Origin of the sequence: Flammeovirga aprica JL-4 (genome assembly GCF_012844305.1) — a bacterium.
GTDB lineage: Bacteria > Bacteroidota > Bacteroidia > Cytophagales > Flammeovirgaceae > Flammeovirga > Flammeovirga aprica.
In genome coordinates, this window is sequence record NZ_JABANE010000030.1 from 18387 (window position 1) to 35880 (window position 17494).

Annotated in this window: 16 protein-coding genes; 6 read left to right on the top strand and 10 right to left on the bottom strand. The window is 32.8% G+C overall.

The features are described from left to right. Positions 1 to 80: 80 nt before the first annotated feature. The 3 genes from galE to galK all read right to left on the bottom strand — a co-directional run bounded on the left by galE (position 81) and on the right by galK (position 3509). Complete coding sequence (gene galE, locus HHU12_RS12615; protein WP_169657102.1) at positions 81 to 1112, bottom strand: UDP-glucose 4-epimerase GalE; 1032 nt, start codon at positions 1110 to 1112, stop codon at positions 81 to 83. A gap of 84 nt (positions 1113 to 1196) precedes the next feature. Continuing rightward, positions 1197 to 2261 (bottom strand): UDP-glucose--hexose-1-phosphate uridylyltransferase, encoded by a 1065-nt coding sequence (locus tag HHU12_RS12620; RefSeq protein ID WP_169657103.1) that lies wholly within the window; start codon positions 2259 to 2261, stop codon positions 1197 to 1199. A gap of 87 nt (positions 2262 to 2348) precedes the next feature. Continuing rightward, positions 2349 to 3509: a galactokinase gene (galK, locus tag HHU12_RS12625; protein ID WP_169657104.1), complete on the bottom strand. Its 1161-nt coding sequence runs from the start codon at positions 3507 to 3509 to the stop codon at positions 2349 to 2351. 173 nt (positions 3510 to 3682) lie between these two features. Here galK and HHU12_RS12630 point away from each other — a divergent pair, with 173 nt between their 5' ends. The 3 genes from HHU12_RS12630 to HHU12_RS12640 all read left to right on the top strand — a co-directional run bounded on the left by HHU12_RS12630 (position 3683) and on the right by HHU12_RS12640 (position 5858). Next, entirely contained in the window at positions 3683 to 4726 is a 1044-nt protein-coding gene (locus HHU12_RS12630) for a LacI family DNA-binding transcriptional regulator (protein WP_169657105.1), read from the top strand. A 133-nt stretch (positions 4727 to 4859) separates the two neighbouring features. Next, positions 4860 to 5249 carry a hypothetical protein gene (locus tag HHU12_RS12635; protein ID WP_169657106.1) on the top strand — a complete coding sequence of 130 codons (390 nt, stop codon included), beginning with the start codon at positions 4860 to 4862 and terminating at the stop codon, positions 5247 to 5249. A 60-nt stretch (positions 5250 to 5309) separates the two neighbouring features. Further along, a complete protein-coding gene (locus HHU12_RS12640) occupies positions 5310 to 5858 on the top strand; it encodes a hypothetical protein (RefSeq protein WP_169657107.1) in 549 nt (182 codons plus the stop codon). A 62-nt stretch (positions 5859 to 5920) separates the two neighbouring features. On the opposite strand, the gene HHU12_RS12645 is transcribed toward HHU12_RS12640, so the two are convergent. From HHU12_RS12645 to HHU12_RS12675, 7 genes are all read right to left on the bottom strand, one after another. After that, positions 5921 to 6700, bottom strand: coding sequence for a DUF481 domain-containing protein (locus HHU12_RS12645; protein WP_169657108.1), 780 nt, complete (start codon positions 6698 to 6700; stop codon positions 5921 to 5923). Between the two features lie 250 nt (positions 6701 to 6950). Beyond that, entirely contained in the window at positions 6951 to 7535 is a 585-nt protein-coding gene (locus HHU12_RS12650) for a hypothetical protein (RefSeq protein ID WP_169657109.1), read from the bottom strand. Between the two features lies 1 nt (position 7536). Beyond that, positions 7537 to 8496 (bottom strand): hypothetical protein, encoded by a 960-nt coding sequence (locus tag HHU12_RS12655; protein ID WP_169657110.1) that lies wholly within the window; start codon positions 8494 to 8496, stop codon positions 7537 to 7539. A gap of 175 nt (positions 8497 to 8671) precedes the next feature. Beyond that, positions 8672 to 10438, bottom strand: coding sequence for a sensor histidine kinase (locus HHU12_RS12660; protein ID WP_169657111.1), 1767 nt, complete (start codon positions 10436 to 10438; stop codon positions 8672 to 8674). Positions 10439 to 10440: 2 nt separating this feature from the next. After that, a complete protein-coding gene (locus HHU12_RS12665; RefSeq protein ID WP_169657112.1) occupies positions 10441 to 11046 on the bottom strand; it encodes a response regulator in 606 nt (201 codons plus the stop codon). A 122-nt stretch (positions 11047 to 11168) separates the two neighbouring features. Then, on the bottom strand, positions 11169 to 13847 hold the full coding sequence (locus HHU12_RS12670) for a triple tyrosine motif-containing protein (protein ID WP_169657113.1): 2679 nt from the start codon (positions 13845 to 13847) through the stop codon (positions 11169 to 11171). A gap of 131 nt (positions 13848 to 13978) precedes the next feature. Beyond that, on the bottom strand, positions 13979 to 14572 hold the full coding sequence (locus HHU12_RS12675) for a hypothetical protein (RefSeq protein WP_169657114.1): 594 nt from the start codon (positions 14570 to 14572) through the stop codon (positions 13979 to 13981). A gap of 323 nt (positions 14573 to 14895) precedes the next feature. On the opposite strand from HHU12_RS12675, the gene HHU12_RS12680 reads away from it, so the two are divergent. The 3 genes from HHU12_RS12680 (at position 14896) to HHU12_RS12690 (ending at position 17493) form a co-directional block, all read left to right on the top strand. Beyond that, complete coding sequence (locus tag HHU12_RS12680; RefSeq protein ID WP_169657115.1) at positions 14896 to 15399, top strand: hypothetical protein; 504 nt, start codon at positions 14896 to 14898, stop codon at positions 15397 to 15399. A 130-nt stretch (positions 15400 to 15529) separates the two neighbouring features. After that, positions 15530 to 16609, top strand: a complete 1080-nt coding sequence (locus HHU12_RS12685) for an acyltransferase family protein (RefSeq protein ID WP_169657116.1) — start codon at positions 15530 to 15532, stop codon at positions 16607 to 16609. A gap of 227 nt (positions 16610 to 16836) precedes the next feature. Next, a complete protein-coding gene (locus tag HHU12_RS12690) occupies positions 16837 to 17493 on the top strand; it encodes a TolC family protein (RefSeq protein ID WP_169657117.1) in 657 nt (218 codons plus the stop codon). The last annotated feature ends 1 nt before the right edge of the window (position 17494 follow it).

A 17494-nucleotide genomic window follows, 5' to 3' on the forward strand; every position in this document is an offset into this window, starting at 1 on the left:
TTATTAGCGATTGACTTAATTCCAAATAAAAAAATGCACTTCTCCTCAGTTTAAAACTGCTAAGGAGAAGTGCTTTATAATTAAGCTTTAGATAAAGCTTTTTCTTGCAATTGTTGTTGCCATTTCCAAGCAGAACCTGTCATGTCGTCCAATGTCTTTTCTGACTGCCATCCTAACTCTTGGTTACCGAACGTAGTGTCAGCATAAATCTTTTCGATATCACCTTCACGACGATCCACCAATTTGTAGTTAAGCTTCACTCCAGACATTTTTTCGAAGGATTGGATTACTTCTAAAACTGTAGAACCAGTACCAGTACCTACGTTGAAGAATTCGTAATCTTCTTTTTGCTTGCTTTCCATCATTCTGTTCAATGCAACAATGTGAGCTTGTGCTAAATCTACTACGTGAATATAGTCACGAATACAAGTACCATCTTTAGTGTTGTAATCGTCACCAAATACGCTTAACTCAGCTCTCATACCCACACCTGTTTGTGTAATGAACGGCATTAAGTTTTGAGGAACACCTAATGGTAATTCACCGATTAATGCAGAATCATGTGCACCTACTGGGTTGAAATAACGTAGAGCAATAGCTTTCAAACCGCTTTCTGCTTTTACGATATCTCTAATGATTTCTTCACCCACTTGTTTTGTATTTCCGTAAGGAGATAAAGCGGCTTGAACTGGCGTTTGTTCTGTAACAGGCAACACATCTGGCTGACCGTAAACAGTACAAGAAGAAGAGAAAACAAAATTACTTACCTCATGTTTTACCATTAGGTCTAAGATGTTTAATAACGATTGTAAGTTATTTCTGTAATAAAGGCTAGGCTTGTTTACAGACTCACCCACTGCTTTAGAAGCGGCGAAGTGAATAATACCATCAATCTTTTCTTCTTGGAATAACTGATCTAATTGGTCAAAATCTAAAAGATCAAACTCGTAGAACTTTGGTTTTGTTCCAGTGATTTTCTCAATACCCTCTAAAGCACCAATTTCAGAATTTGATAAGTTGTCAACGATAACTACTTCAAATCCTTTGTTGATTAACTCTACTGCGGTATGTGAACCAATGTAACCTAAACCTCCTGTTACTAAAATCTTCATTTTGTTTATTTGTTATCTCTAAAAATAATAAAATTATAGACTAGCAATTTTAAAACCACTAGTCTATAATCTATCTCTAAAAGTTTATTTTTCTTCTTCTAAAACAGCACTTTTATAGTGTACCAAAGATTGCTCTCTGATACGTGCAGCTGCTGTTTCAGCAGTGATATCTCTTTGAGCGTTGGCAAGCATTTCGTATCCTACCATAAACTTCTTCACAGTTGCCGAACGAAGCAAAGGAGGGTAGAAACACATGTGCATGTGCCACTCTGGGTGATCCTCTCCGTCAGTTGGAGCTTGGTGGATACCCGCTGAGTAAGGGAAAGAAACTTCAAAGATGTTGTCATACTTGATCGTCAATGATCTGTAAGCATCTGCAAAAGCGTCTTTTTCTTCTTCAGTAAGATCAGTGATTCTGCTTACTGCTCTCTTTGGAACGATCATCGTTTCGAAAGGCCATACAGCCCAGAAAGGAACGATAGCTACAAAGTGCTCATTTTCATAAACAACTCTCGTTTGTTGCTTAATTTCTTGTGCAATATAATCAGAAAGTAATGTAGTACCATTTTTATCATAGTATGCTTTTTGATTTTCTTGCTTTTTTGCTGGCTCTTGAGGAATTGATTCCTGAGCCCAGATTTGACCGTGAGGGTGAGGGTTAGAACAACCCATCACTGAACCTTTATTTTCAAAAATCTGAACATGGTTGATGTAATCTCTAGCACCTAGCTCAGTATATTCTTTTGTCCAAAGGTCAACTACTTTTCTAATGCCTTCAGTTTCCATTTCAGGAATAGTCAAATCGTGACGAGGAGAGAAGCAAATTACTTTACATAAACCTCTTTCACTTTTTGCTCTGAAAAGACCGTTACCATCATTCATTTCGCCAGTTGGAACATCTTCCAATAAAGCAGCGAAATCATTTTGGAATGAATAAGTATCAGTATACTGAGGGTTCACTTCGCCATTGATACGAGTATTACCCGCACATAAGTAACATGAAGGATCATGTTCAGGACGCTTTTCCTCCTCAATCTTTTCTACTTGTCCTTGCCAAGGTCTCTTCGCTCTATGAGGAGAAACTTGTACCCATTCGTTTGTAAGTGGGTTGTATCGACGGTGAGGATGATCCTCAAAATTAAATTCCATTGTTGATTTTTGTTTTCCTAGTCAAAAAATTTCTTTAAAAGCATGTTTAGCATCATCTGAACTAAACATGCCTTTTATAGATATAAATTAAGCTTCAACTGACTCTTCAACTCTTGCTCCGTCGCCGATAACAACAACATAAGCAGAAAGATCTTTACCCATACCTTCTTTGTAGGCTTTCGTCATTCTTTCTACAAATGCGTCAACTGCGTCTTCTTTTACAAGGTTGATAGTACAGCCACCGAAGCCGCCACCCATCATTCTCGCACCAAGTACATTGTCATCTTCTAAAGTTTGCTCCACTAAGAAGTCTAACTCTGGACATGATACTGCATATTTCTTAGAAAGACCTTCATGAGAACCGTAGATCATTTTACCTAAGTTCTCTAAGTCTCCGTTGTCCATAAATTCACATGCTTTCGTTAAACGGTCGTTTTCTTCAACCACATACGAACATCTGTCATAGATTACAGAATCCATTTTACCTTCAAACTCGTGCATCATTTCTACAGAAACGTCACGTAGGTTGATGATGTCAGGATAAGTTTGCTTGATTACTTCAACACCCGCCTCACATTGCTCTCTTCTTGTATTGTACTCAGATGAAGCCAATGAGTGAGTAACGTTAGTGTTACACAATACTAATTTGTGACCAGTGATATCTAAGTTATGGTACTCATACTCTTTTGTACGACAGTCTAACTTGATTACTTTGTTTGCTTGACCGAAAGTTGAAGCAAATTGGTCCATGATACCACACTTCACGCCAGCATAGTTATGCTCAGACATTTGTGAAGCTAAAACGATATCTAATTTAGATAAATCGCCTTCGAATAATTTATTTAAACCTGTTGCTAAAGCACATTCTAAAGCAGCAGATGATGACATACCAGCTCCTAGAGGTACATCGCCAGCAAATACTACGTCAAAACCTTTTGGCTCTAAACCTTTCACTGCTGTTTCAGCAACAACACCTTTGATGTAGTTGATCCAACCTTCAGAAGGAACAATGTTTGACAATTCAAAAGAACCAGATTCTTCTAAGTCAAGCGCATAAGCGTTTACAGTATCAGTACCGTTTAATGCCAATGCAAATACCATTTCTTTATCGATTGATGCAGGTAATACAAAACCGTCATTGTAGTCAGTGTGCTCACCGATGATATTTACTCTACCTGGAGCTCTTGATACCATTGGTTCTTTCTTAAAAAGTTCTTCGAATTTTGCTACTACAGCTTTAGCGTTCATGTTGCCTTATTTTTAAGTTAAAAAATTTCTTTAATTCATTTCGATGGCTCAAACATGCGGGCTTTTATTTTAATGGGCAAAAAAACACTTAATGATTTTAGAAAATAGCGTTACCGGAAACGTTCTCGGTAATTTTTGACGTGTTTATTTTTGACTTTTTTTTAAATTTGAGCATGAAAAAGAGAAAACCAACCATAAAGGATATTGCACGCCGTTTGGACATTTCTGTCTCTACGGTTTCAAGAGCAATCAGAGGAGCAGAGGACATTAATCCAATGACAAAAAAGAAAGTCTTGGATCTTGCAGAGAAAATTGGTTATAAAAAAAGTGTGCTGGCGGCAGGGCTTGCCAGTAAAAAATCGTATCTGATAGGGGTTATTATTCCAGAACTGACGGTTCCATTTTTTGGTAGAGTCATTTTAGGTATAGAGCAATTCTTGAAGCCTTTGGGCTATGATTTAATTATTGTACATAGTGACGAGCAAGAACAGAAAGAGAAAGAATGCATTGATATTTTATTAGACCGTCAAGTAGATGGAATACTTATTTCGCTGTCTTTCAATACTAAAAGCGACCTTCACCTTCGTAAAGCTATGGAAGAAGAGGTGCCAATAGTCGTTTTCGATAGAATTCTTCCCAATTCAGAATTACCTATCCCGAGAGTAATTGTCGATGATTTTGAGGCAGGGTATCAAGCCACAAATCACTTAATTAATAAAGGCTATAAAAGAATAGCGTTTATTGCTGGACCCGAAGATTTATATATTTCTCAACAAAGATTGAAAGGTTATAGAACAGCAATGGAAAGAAACGGGTTTGGCACTTCAGCTGACTTGATTGTTCCCACATTGGATTTAAGAAGGTCAGTAGGGAAGGCTTTGGATAAATTAATGGTATTGAAAGAAAAACCTGATGCTATTGTTGCACTCAATGATCCTATTGCTTTTAGAGTAATGCGTCTTTTGCAAAAACGTGGAATAGAAATCCCGGAAAAAATTGCTGTTATGGGAATTTCCGGTGATGATATGGGAGAGCTTTTCAACCCTTCATTAACCACAATTGATCAGCCAGCACAAGAAATGGGTTTTGTAGCCGCTAATCTTTTAATAGACCGTATGAATGCAATGAAAGAAGCGAAAAATCAGGGTAAGGTTTTTATTCCAATGGCCATTTTTAAGAAACTGCCAATCTCATTAATAGAAAGAGAGAGCACTTGATTTTTTGAGAGAAGGGTTAAGAGGTATGTGCAATTCTGAATTCATCCCTCTTACCTCATCCCTCATCCCCTTTGCTTCAATTGTTTTTCAATTAAGATTTATTTAGATTTGAATAGAACCAAAAAGAACATATATGTACAAGCACTCTTTAATATTATTATTCTTTCTATTCATTTCATTCAATTCGAACGGACAGAAAAAGATCCTTGATTTCTATTTTGAGGGTGGTCGTTGTCAGATGAATGAGAAAATTGTGGAAGTGATTACTGACGGGATCAATATCCAAGCGAAGCAAGTTGTTTTACATTACAAAAAAGATGAGGAAAGCATGACCTTAAATTTTGTAGATGAAAACTTAAGAACGTATCAGGAGACAGTTGAAGAATTAGAAGCCTACACCGTAAAAGGAAAAACGGAATTGATCTGGAGAAATAAATTCAATAAAAAACTAGAAATTATAGTAATAGAAAAGGCTGGTAGTTTGACTTTTATGTGGAATGGAGCAAAATATAAGACAAACTGATGTTAAATAGGCATCATTTTTAATCAACTAAAGTATATATCAATTTCAAATTAAAGACAGATGAAACTATTATTTATTCTTACTCTACTATTTAATTTCTTTGCAGGACCACCTGTGAAAGATGTGAAAGAAGTATTACAAAAAAACGCATCAGATAATTTACCCTACAATGTAGATGTATTATCTACTGCTTTCGGTTCTCAAGATTATGTAAGTATTGATGCTAGAATTGTTCATGCAAAGGATGATTATTATGCTATTGAATTCTTAAATCAGGATTGGAATATGCAAGTGTATCATGCTGATGATGATTATTTGGGTTTGCCTTATTTCAAAAGTAAAATTAGAAAAGACGCTTTGGAATATTTAGAGGATACTACCAATGAAATTGAGGTGACAGAAAAAACATATTTAGGTTTGGCATCTTATAAAGTGAAAATTCATTTACAAGGATCTTCTTCAGATGTGAAAAGAACAAACAAATGGATTGAGTTCATTGTATCAAAAGAAGGCTTACTGTTAAGATATGAATCACATAGCCTTTCTGGAGGTAATCAAGATATTAATAAACAAAGAGAAGTAGTGCGTTTTTATATTCAAGAGAATTAAAAGCTTACTTCACCTCAAAAATAAACCTCTTCAATTTCGTAGTTGAAGAGGTTTATTTTTATTTAAAAATTATACCCGATACCATTTTTAATGGTGTAATTCAATTTATCAATTGGCACATAAGGCTTGTTTTCATACCATAATGTGAAGTTATTGGTGAAGTACAATTTTTTAGATATTTTGAAATTAAGGTTCGCCAGAATACTGATACGGTATTCATCCATTGTTGAATATTTCGATTGGAAATAAGAAGTGATATTAAAAAATATGTGATCTGAAAAATCAGCTCTGTAAGTCACATATAAGTTCCATCTTGCAATTGAAGGTTGTGCTTTTGTTACTAGTGATTCTCCATCAACGTCCTGTTCCCATTCCCAATTTTCATTTTCATAAAATGAACCCAATCCAATCGCTAAAAGGTCTGTATCGTTTTCGATAGGGCTAAACCTTAAGTTACCACCTAAGATAAAACGTTCATTCATACCTTTTACCTGATCAAACTGTAATTGTGTGAAGACTTCATATGATAGCTTTCTGTTTTTAAGAAACTCCATACGAGTATGTACAAAACCATTTTGTAATAAATCAAAGCCTTCCGAATTCAAGAATGAAAGGTCACTGATTACAAGTAAGTCATTGACTTTACCTATCCTAGCTATATTGGTTTTAAGACCGCCACCCTGAGTTCTTATTTGTTGATTGATGAGTTTATAGTTTAAAGATATATTTCCTACCCATTGAACAGAATCACCTTGATCGAGTCGTGATTTTTCGATGTTTAAGATTTGTGCTTGAAGAGAATAGGAAATAAAAAGAGTAAAAAATAATAGTCTATAACGCATTGATGTGTTTGTTCTGTTTTGATTATTTATCAAAAGTAGAGAAGTATTTTACAAATTAAAAAGATCATAAAATCACTCCTTTTTAAATAGTTGTAATTCAATGAGTTAAAATGATTAAAATTAACAATTTAAACGATTGTTAAGCAGTCAGGTAAATCTATTTTTTAGGTAAATGGATGAGTCGTTTATTAAAGTTAGCCGACTTAAAAAAAGAAATATTCAGCTAAGCATTAGAACATAATGATTTACATCAATGCTCTATTTTTTCATTGAAACGAAACGGGATAGCTTTTCCTTCTTGTGTCACTTCATAAGCCTGAAATTGATAATTCTGAATCATTTCATGCAAATATAAATCAGCACCTTTTAGTTTTAATTTAGCCTCTTTGATATCTTTAAAATGGAAGACAGGTCCCTTCACATCAAGTGTGTGATACCCTAAGCTTTCTGGAATGAAAAATTGGACGTAAACTGGTTCACGGCTCATTTTATTCATCACATTGGAGACATCATAATATAAAATATAATCTCTATTGAAAAGGATAGAAACTTCATCAATATCTTTATTATGGCACATGACTTCTTGTGGTTCTAAACTGATAGAAGTCCACCCTCTTAATTGATATAATAAAACCTCAAAAGAAGTTCTTTTTTTGTTCAATGGAGTATAAATAGGAAGTTTACCCACTTTTACAGCTTCAAGCATTACAGATGCCATGCTTTCAAAAGCATCATTACCTTTAAAAGTGGTGTTTATATGGACTTCTTTATATTTTTCTTGAGAATAACAGAAATAGGAAGAAGTAAAGAAAAGAAAAAAGCAAAAGTATTTCATATTATAATGAAGACATATGTGTGTCAAAAGCTGCTTTCGAAAGAGAATGAGCTGAGATCTCAAATGAAATATAATTTAATTTCTTATTAGGAGAGAGGTTTAACTGTACTCCGCTATCAATTTCACCTATCCATACTTTTGTTTTATCATTCTTTAGAAGGTCAAAAGTGAAAATTCGGACATTAGATAAATCTGTATCTACCAATGCAAAATCTTCGACTATACTGTCACTATTGACATTATAATAAATGACGGTATTCAGATGAGGGTAATAAACATAAATTTTATTTATATTTTTTTCCTCTACTTTAACTTTGTAGGTGATAAGTTCTTCTTTATCAATTAGGTAATCGTAATTATAAAGCCCGTTGCTATTTATATTCATGGTTTTATAAAGCCACTGAGAAGCAATTTCACTTTCTGCACTCCAACCCCAATCACTAACTCCATCATCCCAACCTTCTTGCTCACTACTTTGAGGTTGTAATGCTCCCCAATCATCCGATGAAGAGTTTGTTGATGCATAATCCAATACTGGACCTTTTAAATTGTCCCATTTCTTTTGCTGATCATTAAAACGAAATCCATCAAAATGATTTATACCATCAGAGATATAGGAAACTTTCACAGGTTTTTGAAACACTGTTTTTTCTCCTTCATAAGTTACTTTAATGTCGTACATACCTCCAGAAACGTATATTCCTTTTTGATCTTTCATCTGAATATCGCCCTTTAGCATATCAAAATAGTCTGCATAAAGCGTTACTTCAATATTGACTTCACCGCCTATAGAAGCCTCTTTCAATGCAAAAGTGTTTTCCTGAATATGGATCAGTAAACTGTCCTCAAAGAAGCTCAGTGTGCCACAAGAGGAATTGTTCCATTTTTGTTTTTGATTTGATTGGGCAAAGACATTAAAATGTAACAATGACAAGAATAGAATTAATGTGAAATTTTTCATTGTAAGTGTAGAATGATCTGTGTTAATTCGTGTGATGTATAAGTATTAGCCTGTAAATAACAACTAATCAATAAATTAAATAACCTATGAGGGCTATAGAAAACATCATACCAATTATAGAAATCCCACTTGTAATATTTTACTTTTTGTTGCTATTCCAAGAATAGAAGTTGTGTTATTGATACAGGTAAATGTCAGTAATAGTGATAAAAGTACCGGCACTTTCTGATGTTATTGCTACTTTGGCATTTAAAGCATTAACCCTGAATCTAATATTTTTAAGACCAATCCCTTCATTAGCGTCATAAGTATTAAAACCGATACCATTGTCTTCATAGAAGATAGACATCATCTGTGATTTTTCGTCAAGCATAAAATCAATAAAAATATCTGTAGCTTTACTGTGTTTGATGGCGTTGCTGAAAAGTTCTTGAATAATTCTGTAACTATGATTCTTAACCATTTGTGATTTTATAGGTATTTCAATGCCGTAATTGACATGAATATTTAGATAAGCACTTTTGTATTTCGCGCAAAGGTCGAGTAAAATATCTTCAAAATCTTCCTTATCATATTCTGGTGAAACCAACCCGTGACTGAGACTTCTCACACTTTTTATGGTATGTTTTAAGATCTCTTTTACATTATCAGTATCAAGGTCTTTGGATTTGTTGATCAATGCTAGATTCCCGCCCACATGATCATGAAGTTCTCTGCCAATTCTATTTCTTTCATCTTCTTGTCCTTTTATCACTGCTAAAGAGTATTTCTGTTGGATTAATTGATTTTGAATTTGTAACTCATTACGTTCTTGAATGATAGAAGAAGTTTTCTTTAAAATGAGCAAAAGATAATAAATGATGTCAATAGTGAAGATGATAAAATAAAGTGTTCTTGTGATATTGAGTTTTTCATAAACCCCCATGTTTGGCATCACAGAGAAAATCACTATAAATAAGGTAGTGAATAAGAAGATAGCCAAAGTAGGTATAGCCAATTTTTCTTTTTCTCTAATACCAGTAATGATTACCACTAGGTAAAGACAGAATATTATTAGTGTAAAAACTGTGGCGAATTGTGCAAGAAAGAAATTGACAATATTGGGGTAATAGGATGCGAAAGGATACATCAATAGCCCAATAATTCCAATAACAGTAGCTAGATTAACGATTTTAAAAGCCCACTTTGGTATTTTTTTAGTGTTATTGAAAATCAGATAGATATAAAAATAGAATGTGAAAACTGAGTAAGAATAAGACCCAAAAATTAGTAAGTATTTTGTGAAGCCGAAGTATTCATGACTCAATAAATTGGTAATAACACCACTTTCTGTTTCAAAAAATAAGAAAGCACTGACCGAACTTAATGTATAGAATAAGAAAAGCTTTTCTTTAATGATCAACCCTAGAATCACACCTATAAATAACAAGCTGATGACAATGGTACGGGTAGTGAGTTTAATACTCTCTTCATAATCAATCTCTTTTTTAAACTCTTTTTCTGTCATCACCCAAAAGAGCTTATCAACAGGAAAGCCTTTATTATCAATTCGATAATAAAAATCTACTTTCTCTCTTCCATTAAGTCGGAATGATACAGGAATACCCAAACTACGATCATATTCGGTAGGGTTTGAGTTATTCTCAATATCTACTAATAAAGTAGTACCTTTTCTATCGACTTTCCATAACTTAAAATCTTCAAAAAGAATATAGTTAAACCGCAATACATAGTTTTCGGCAATAGTACTGTGGATCGATATTTTGTAAAACTGAGCGTCTAAAAAATCATAATTTTCTGAAATACATTCTGAGTCACCAGGGATATTTTGGATGTCAAATTCTGAAAGTGTACACTGAGAAACAATTAAATTTGTGTCTGTTTGAGAGTAGGTATTAACCGCAAAAAGTAGTAGCAATATATTGGTGAAAATAATACGCATTTTTATGTTAGGAGGTTTTCAACGGCATATTTGATTAATCCTGCCTTTGAATCAATTTTTAATTTTTGTTTAATTTTTTTGCCATGAGTGATTGCTGTATCTGGACTTATATTTAATAAATCTCCAATTTCTTTCATTGTTTTTCCCATAGCGATATATCTAAGCACTTGTTCTTCTCTAGGTGAAATAGGCGTGAAGCTATTATCAGTGTTGAAATTGTCTTGGTCAATTTTCGGGCTCATATATACTTGATCATTCAGCACAGCTTCAGTAGCCTTGATAATATCTTCCACATTATCATCTTTGAGCATATAACCTAGCACTCCAAGCTTTTTCGCCTTTCTAATCAAAGAAGGTTTATTGTGCATGGAAATGATAAGGTATCTAGTTTTTTCACCTCTATCAATCACAGTTTTGATCAATTCCAATCCTTTCATATGTGGCATGTCCATATCAACAAACGCCATATCGAAATCATTGAAATTAACAGAAAGAGAGAGCAGTGGGTCATGGATAGTGACAATTTCTGATGGAATATATTTTTCAATAATTTGTTTCAATCCGTTACTAAACAATTCGTGGTCGTCAATTATAAGGAACTTGTACATTTTAGTTAAGTTGTATGAATACAATATAGACTCTGAAAGTTAAGCCAAATAATACTCTAATGAAATACCAACTAATGGGTATTTTGCCACCAAACACATGTATAAATCAATAAAAAATAATGTTATTTTAAGTCGTTGATAAATTTATCAAGATCCACCTCTTTATCAAGCCCCATTTTTTTCCTTAATCGATAGCGGTTCATGATTACACTTCGATTGGTGATGTTCATGATATTTGCAATTTCATTATTATTTAAATTAAATCGAATAAGTGCAATTAATCGGTGGTCATGTGAAGTCAGCTGAGGATATTTTTCATTGAGAGAGACAATAAAATCATGGTGTAGTTCGGAGAAAAGTTTATAAAAAATAAAGTTTTTCTTATCATTATTCATTTCATCATCAATTCTATCGATCCATAATTTTGCATTTTTATGTTTGATGATAGAAAGGCCTTCACTGAGCTGTTTCAGAAAGTCATTTTTTCTGGAAAGTTCTTCAGCATATTTTATAAGCTGTTCATTTTTTATCTCAAGTGTTTTCTTGTCCAGGTCTACCTTTTGCTGTTTCTTCTGTTTTATTTCAGCTTTCCGATTCATGATTTTCCAGGCATTGTAGACAATTACATAAAGAAGGAATAATACAAAAATCAAAGGCAATATAACCCAATAGGTCTGATACCATTTTTTCTGTATGGAAACTGAAATCGAGGTGATGCTCGTTGAACTATTGTTGATTTTTGTCTCCACAACAAAATCGTATTCTCCACCACTTAAGGTGGTATACTCTCGTTCATTGGCAATACCCCAATCGGACCAGTGTTCATCAAAAGGAATTAATTTTGTCCTGTATTCAACAATGTCATTTTTATCTTTTGCGACACCAAAAATAAACTTGATGTTATTTTCCTTTTTAGTCAATTCAATTTTTTTTGAACGGTAAGGATAAAGCAGTTTTCGACTGATGTTATTTTTATCAGATGCTATAACTTTTGAAATAACGGGCTGTGGAAGGTCTATAGATCTGTATTTTGAATTAGGGTCAAAAGTTTTTACTCCTCTTTCAGTAGCAATCTGAAGTTCGCCTTTATAAAATGATATAAATTCATGATCCTTTAAGAATTGATATTGAAGCGATTTGAAAAGGTTGCTGTAATCATAAAAATTTCCATTGACAATATTGACTCTCATATGTAGTTTTTCATCACTAATATAAGCAAAAGTAAGTCCTTTGTCTATGATTTGAAGTGCCGTAATATTTGGGTCAACTAACTGTGAAAAGGAGGAGGGCATTTTAATAGTTTCGAAAGTACCATTTGTAAATGTGGAAACCTTTCCGTTTACTAAAAATAGGATTTCTCCGTTTGCCTGAGGAAATATCTTTTGTACGGAAGGGAATTGTACAATAGATAGTTTGTTATTTGCATTGTATTGGTACTGATGCAAAACACCAGGAGCAGTTTTAGCCCATATACATTGATTTATTTTATCAATATAGACTTTAGGACTTCCTCTGTGTTTTAGATTTTCTTCAATTTGAAAATGATTATTTTGGATTTTGGAAAGGTGAAATCCAGAATAGGTTGAGATAAAGTAATGCTCGTTTAAGGACGCAATATCCATAACACCAACCGAAGTATAAAGCGGTATGATTTGATTCTTTTCGAATTTAAAGAGTCCTTTATCATGACAAATATAGATAGTACCTTTAATTTTTTTTATGTTCCATACCTGACCTTGTGAGTTGGGGATAATTTGGAAAGGATCATTGTTTTGTGAAAAATACAAACCCTTGTTAGTTGCCAGTAAAATAGAAGAGTCATCAAGGTTAAGAATTTTATAAGTAGCACCTCTATTGAAGATTGTTTTAATTTCTCTCTGTAACTCAACCTTGGAAATACCATAATCTAAACCACACCAAATATCTCCATTTTCATCATTGAAAACAGCTAAAATAGTATCATCTTTTAGCCCTTCTTTGGAAGAAATGTGTTGTGTGATTTTCTGTTTTTCAAGAGAATAAATAAAAAGTCCTGCTGATATAGTACCAATCATCAGACTTTCACTATTATAGGATTTTATACAGAAAATTCCTTCTTGATAGATTTCTTTTGGCAGATCGATTACTTTCTGTACAATACCGCCATTGAAAGAGTAAATAGCTCCATTAATATGAAGAATATAAAGTTCGTTGGTATGAGTGAATAGATTTCTTACTTTCTCATGTTCTATTAATGTGTCTACTGCCACAAACTTGTTGTTTGTGATGTGTCCAATATGATTTTTGTTATCAGTGACCCATATAGCATTATTCCATTTTTTTAAACTCGAAAAACCCTCAGGAGTTCTCACTCGTTTTAAGTCTTCACTGTTTTTATTAAAAATGATTACTTGCTCTTCAGTTCTAAAATAGACATTTTGATCTATGACTTCAATGTCCCAGATTTGACCGCCATTTACAGTTCCGCATTGTTTATATTTATAAGTGGTATTATCATCTCTGTAAAAATACCCAAATTCAATATTACCACCACACCAAATCAGATCGTCTTGCACTGCAAGCGAAATGATCACATCATTATTTTGTGTGGTTATTAATTCCCAAGAATCATTGATATTAACTAAAAGACCACGGTTATTCGCTATGTAAATAATACCATTCTGATCTTTAGCAATATCCCAGTTTTGCCTGCCTGCATTATAATTCAAACGGTCATATGATGTAACCGAAGGTATGATAGGTTGACTGACGCAAATTAAATAATGCAGTAAAAAAATTATAGTAATACTAATTTCTTTCATAAGCATACAATTTACGTCTTTTTTGAATCTATAAAAACAAGAAGAGCATGTTATTCTATTTCGTTCAGATTGAATAACATGCTCTTCATTGAAAGTACAAAAAGTACTTTTTTTAGAATCGTGAATAACCGTTAAAGGGACTCTGTTTCTTTTTCTGGTTTCTTCTTGCCAAACAGTTCTTTTATAATAACGTGAGGATATACTGTATGTCTTTTTCCTTCATAATCCTCAGTGTCGAAAAATGAAATTTTACCATTCAGTCTTTGCTTGATCGGCTTAGGATTACCGCTTTTAAAAGACAGAACGTCACCTTTAGAATTAATACTCAAAAACGGCAATTTTGGTATTGGTAAATAAAGGCGGTTGTTCTTTACATATTTCTCTGGAGCATAGTTAAATTCCTGTTTTCCCTTTAGAGGAACCCACTTTAAGTTTTCTACTCTATTATCATAAATGTCTCTGTTCACGTGCCAAACTTTCTTCCCTTTAGGGCTGAAAACTGGCAGAAATGTTCTTCCTACAAGCGTATGCAAATAAGCAGTACTTTTAATTTTTTTACCGTCTTTATCCTTTTTTAAGGTAACCTTAAGTTTTTGTGTCACATTACATTTATAAGCTTTTAAAAAATTAAAATTACCTTCCTCATAATCTCGTTTAAGTAAAACGAGACCGTCCATATTTAGCATATAGTCGGGGAAACCTGGTATTTCTTCAAATCTTCTCAAGGTGATTGCTAGTTAAGTCTATTATTAATAGTATTGTTTGCTAGATTTAATTTAATGATATTAATAGTCAATTTAAATATCTAAAAATCAAGCTTGCAAAAACAACAACAAATCAATTTATTTACAGATATGTGGCTTTAATAATAAAGCATTAAATAAATGAGTCGTAATTCACATATCTTATTTTCAAATATAAATATGATGTTTTCTTAAGCAAGCGTAGCAAAGTATGTATTAATGGAAAATTAACTTATTAAATTTTAATATTAAAGTAAATTAACATATCAATGAATGTAAATTCATGAATAATAACCTACATCAGCATGAAAAGACTTTTCAGTTCAAAAGAAGATAGAGATCAATATGTGGCTAAAATTATAAAAGAAAAGAAGCAGGATTGGCTATATAATGAAGTGAAAAAACATGACGATCAACATGGAAATCAGTTAGCATGGGCTTTATCTGTGCTTTGCGATTTGGAAATAACTTGGTTTGAGAAACATATTGATGACGTTATACTCTGGTTGCCAGCAATTAAGACTCAGGGAATAAAGCGTTCTGTTTTGAGATCAGTTGTACCTCAACCTTTGTCTACAGAAAAAGAAGGAGAGTGGGTAGATTACCTTTTTGAACTTACTCAAGATATGGAAACAGATATAGCTGTAAAAGTGCACGCTATAGAAATATTGTCAAAATATGTACTTCACTATCCTGAACTGGCCAATGAGTTGTATTTAATCCTAGAGGATAATTTGCCATACTATGGGCCGGCATTAAAATCAAGAAGTAAGCGGGTGATGAAAAAGCTGAGTAAGGTATTGGGCTAACTATAAGAAAGACAGTCATTCTATATTTATTTATAGAAACTATTGTATAATAAGACTGTATTTTCAGTGTTATCAGTAAAGTAATTTTATTTGTCTATATCTTACTATATTTCTAAAACCTAAAAACAGAATGAGTAAACAAAAGATATTGCCTAATTTACAGCCGTTAAGAGGCTTTTTAGCCTTGTGTGTGGTTATTTTTCATATACCCGAAATATCTAAAACTGTCAATATTGTTTCGTTCTCGGACTGGCCTATTTTTCACAAAGGAGAAGAAGCGGTTTGGGTATTTTTTACTTTGAGTGGATTTCTAATCATTGGTCAATTGTATAAAGAATTGAAAAATGGAGATGTTGCCATCAGGAAATTTTACATCAGACGAATTCTAAGAATTTACCCTGTATATTATGTGGTATTACTTTTTGGGTTTGCTTATTATAGTTTAATTCTTCCAGCATTTAATATTGATTACCCGATTGAATATTCAATAGTAGAAGGGTTGGCGTGGTGTATTGGTTTTTTGCCCAATGTGTTTAAAGTTTTGTATGCACCAGGAGCGATTTTACTTGTGTTATGGTCTATTGGAATTGAAGAACAATTTTATTTGATGGTGGCACCACTTGCCAAGATTTCTAAACCTAGACCGTTTATTATCGGATTGATTGTATTTACCATCGTCAGTTTTATCTTATTTTTTCTGCCTGGTTTTGACTTCCTAAGAAAATATCATTTTATCTATTTTTATATGTCTTTTGGTGGACTTTTATCTGTCTTACATTATGAAGGTAAAACTGATTTTCTAATCATTAAGAACGACATATTAAGATTGGTATATTACTTTATGTTTTTTGGTTACTTTTTTACGGATGCTTTTGTATTTAGCCAAGATGTATGGATCCACCTTTTCTCCTTCCCATTTTTTGGTATTTTCATTTTAAATATTTCGAATGAGAAAATGTTTGTAATCAACAATAAAGTACTGAATTACTTAGGAACTATTTCTTATGGTGTATACATGTATCATATGATAGCCATTAACTTCATTTTATTTATTGTAATGAAATTAGAAGATAAACTTGGTTTAAGTGATATTTCATTAATTCTGCTCATTAATTTATCTTGTATTATTTTGACTATTATCATTTCTCATCTTTCCTTTTTCTATTTTGAGAAGCCTTTTCTCAAGCTTAAAAAGCGATTTAATGCTTGAGAATAGTTGTGAGTTTTTTTTCATTTGTTAATAAATAGTACTTTTCTAACAATCTATATTCCAATAAAACTGAAATAAAGCATAGAATACTTATTCCTTCAAAAGTTTACTAAATTATACTTAGTACTTATAACTTTATGTATTACTTAAATGAAAGTATACTAGAACCTACGAGACCAATAGTAGTGAGATACTAATATTTAATCTAAACTCTTGATGCTTGATTAATGAATGTCAAAAAAATCACCATATCATTATTCATTTTTATGCTATATTCTATTCAAACTTATGCTCAGTTTGAAACTAATATAAACTATAAACTACTCGATTCACTCAAGGAATTACGGTATGATGTTGCCTATTCTTTGAAAATTCAGCAAGAAGATATATTTGCTGCTCAACAAGCACTTTATTCCACTCAAAAAAGCTGGTTGGCGTCTTTTACCATTGGCGTAAGTAGTTTTAGATATTCTTCAGATGGAGCTATCACACAAATTTCAGCATTTTCTGATATAGGAATTACACTTTCCTTAGACCTTTATTCGTTTGCTTCTTTGAATAACAGGATTCGGATTGCAAAACACGAATTAAGAAAAAAGGAGTATCAATATCTAAGTCAGCAAAAAGCGATGGAAAGAGAATTAGTAGGGGTATATTCTACTTATTTACTTGCTGTAGAAAAACTTAAATTATTAACGAGTCAAGAATCAAATCAACTTGAAATATTAAATCTTGTAAAAGAAAAATTTCTCAGAGGAGAAGCAAAAATTGATGATTATCTAGCCGTCGAAGAACTGTTGGAGAAAACGCGAATTGCCAAAATTGAAGCTGAAGTAGCTTCGGAAATGGCTTATAAAGAATTACAAATACTTACAACAGATTAAC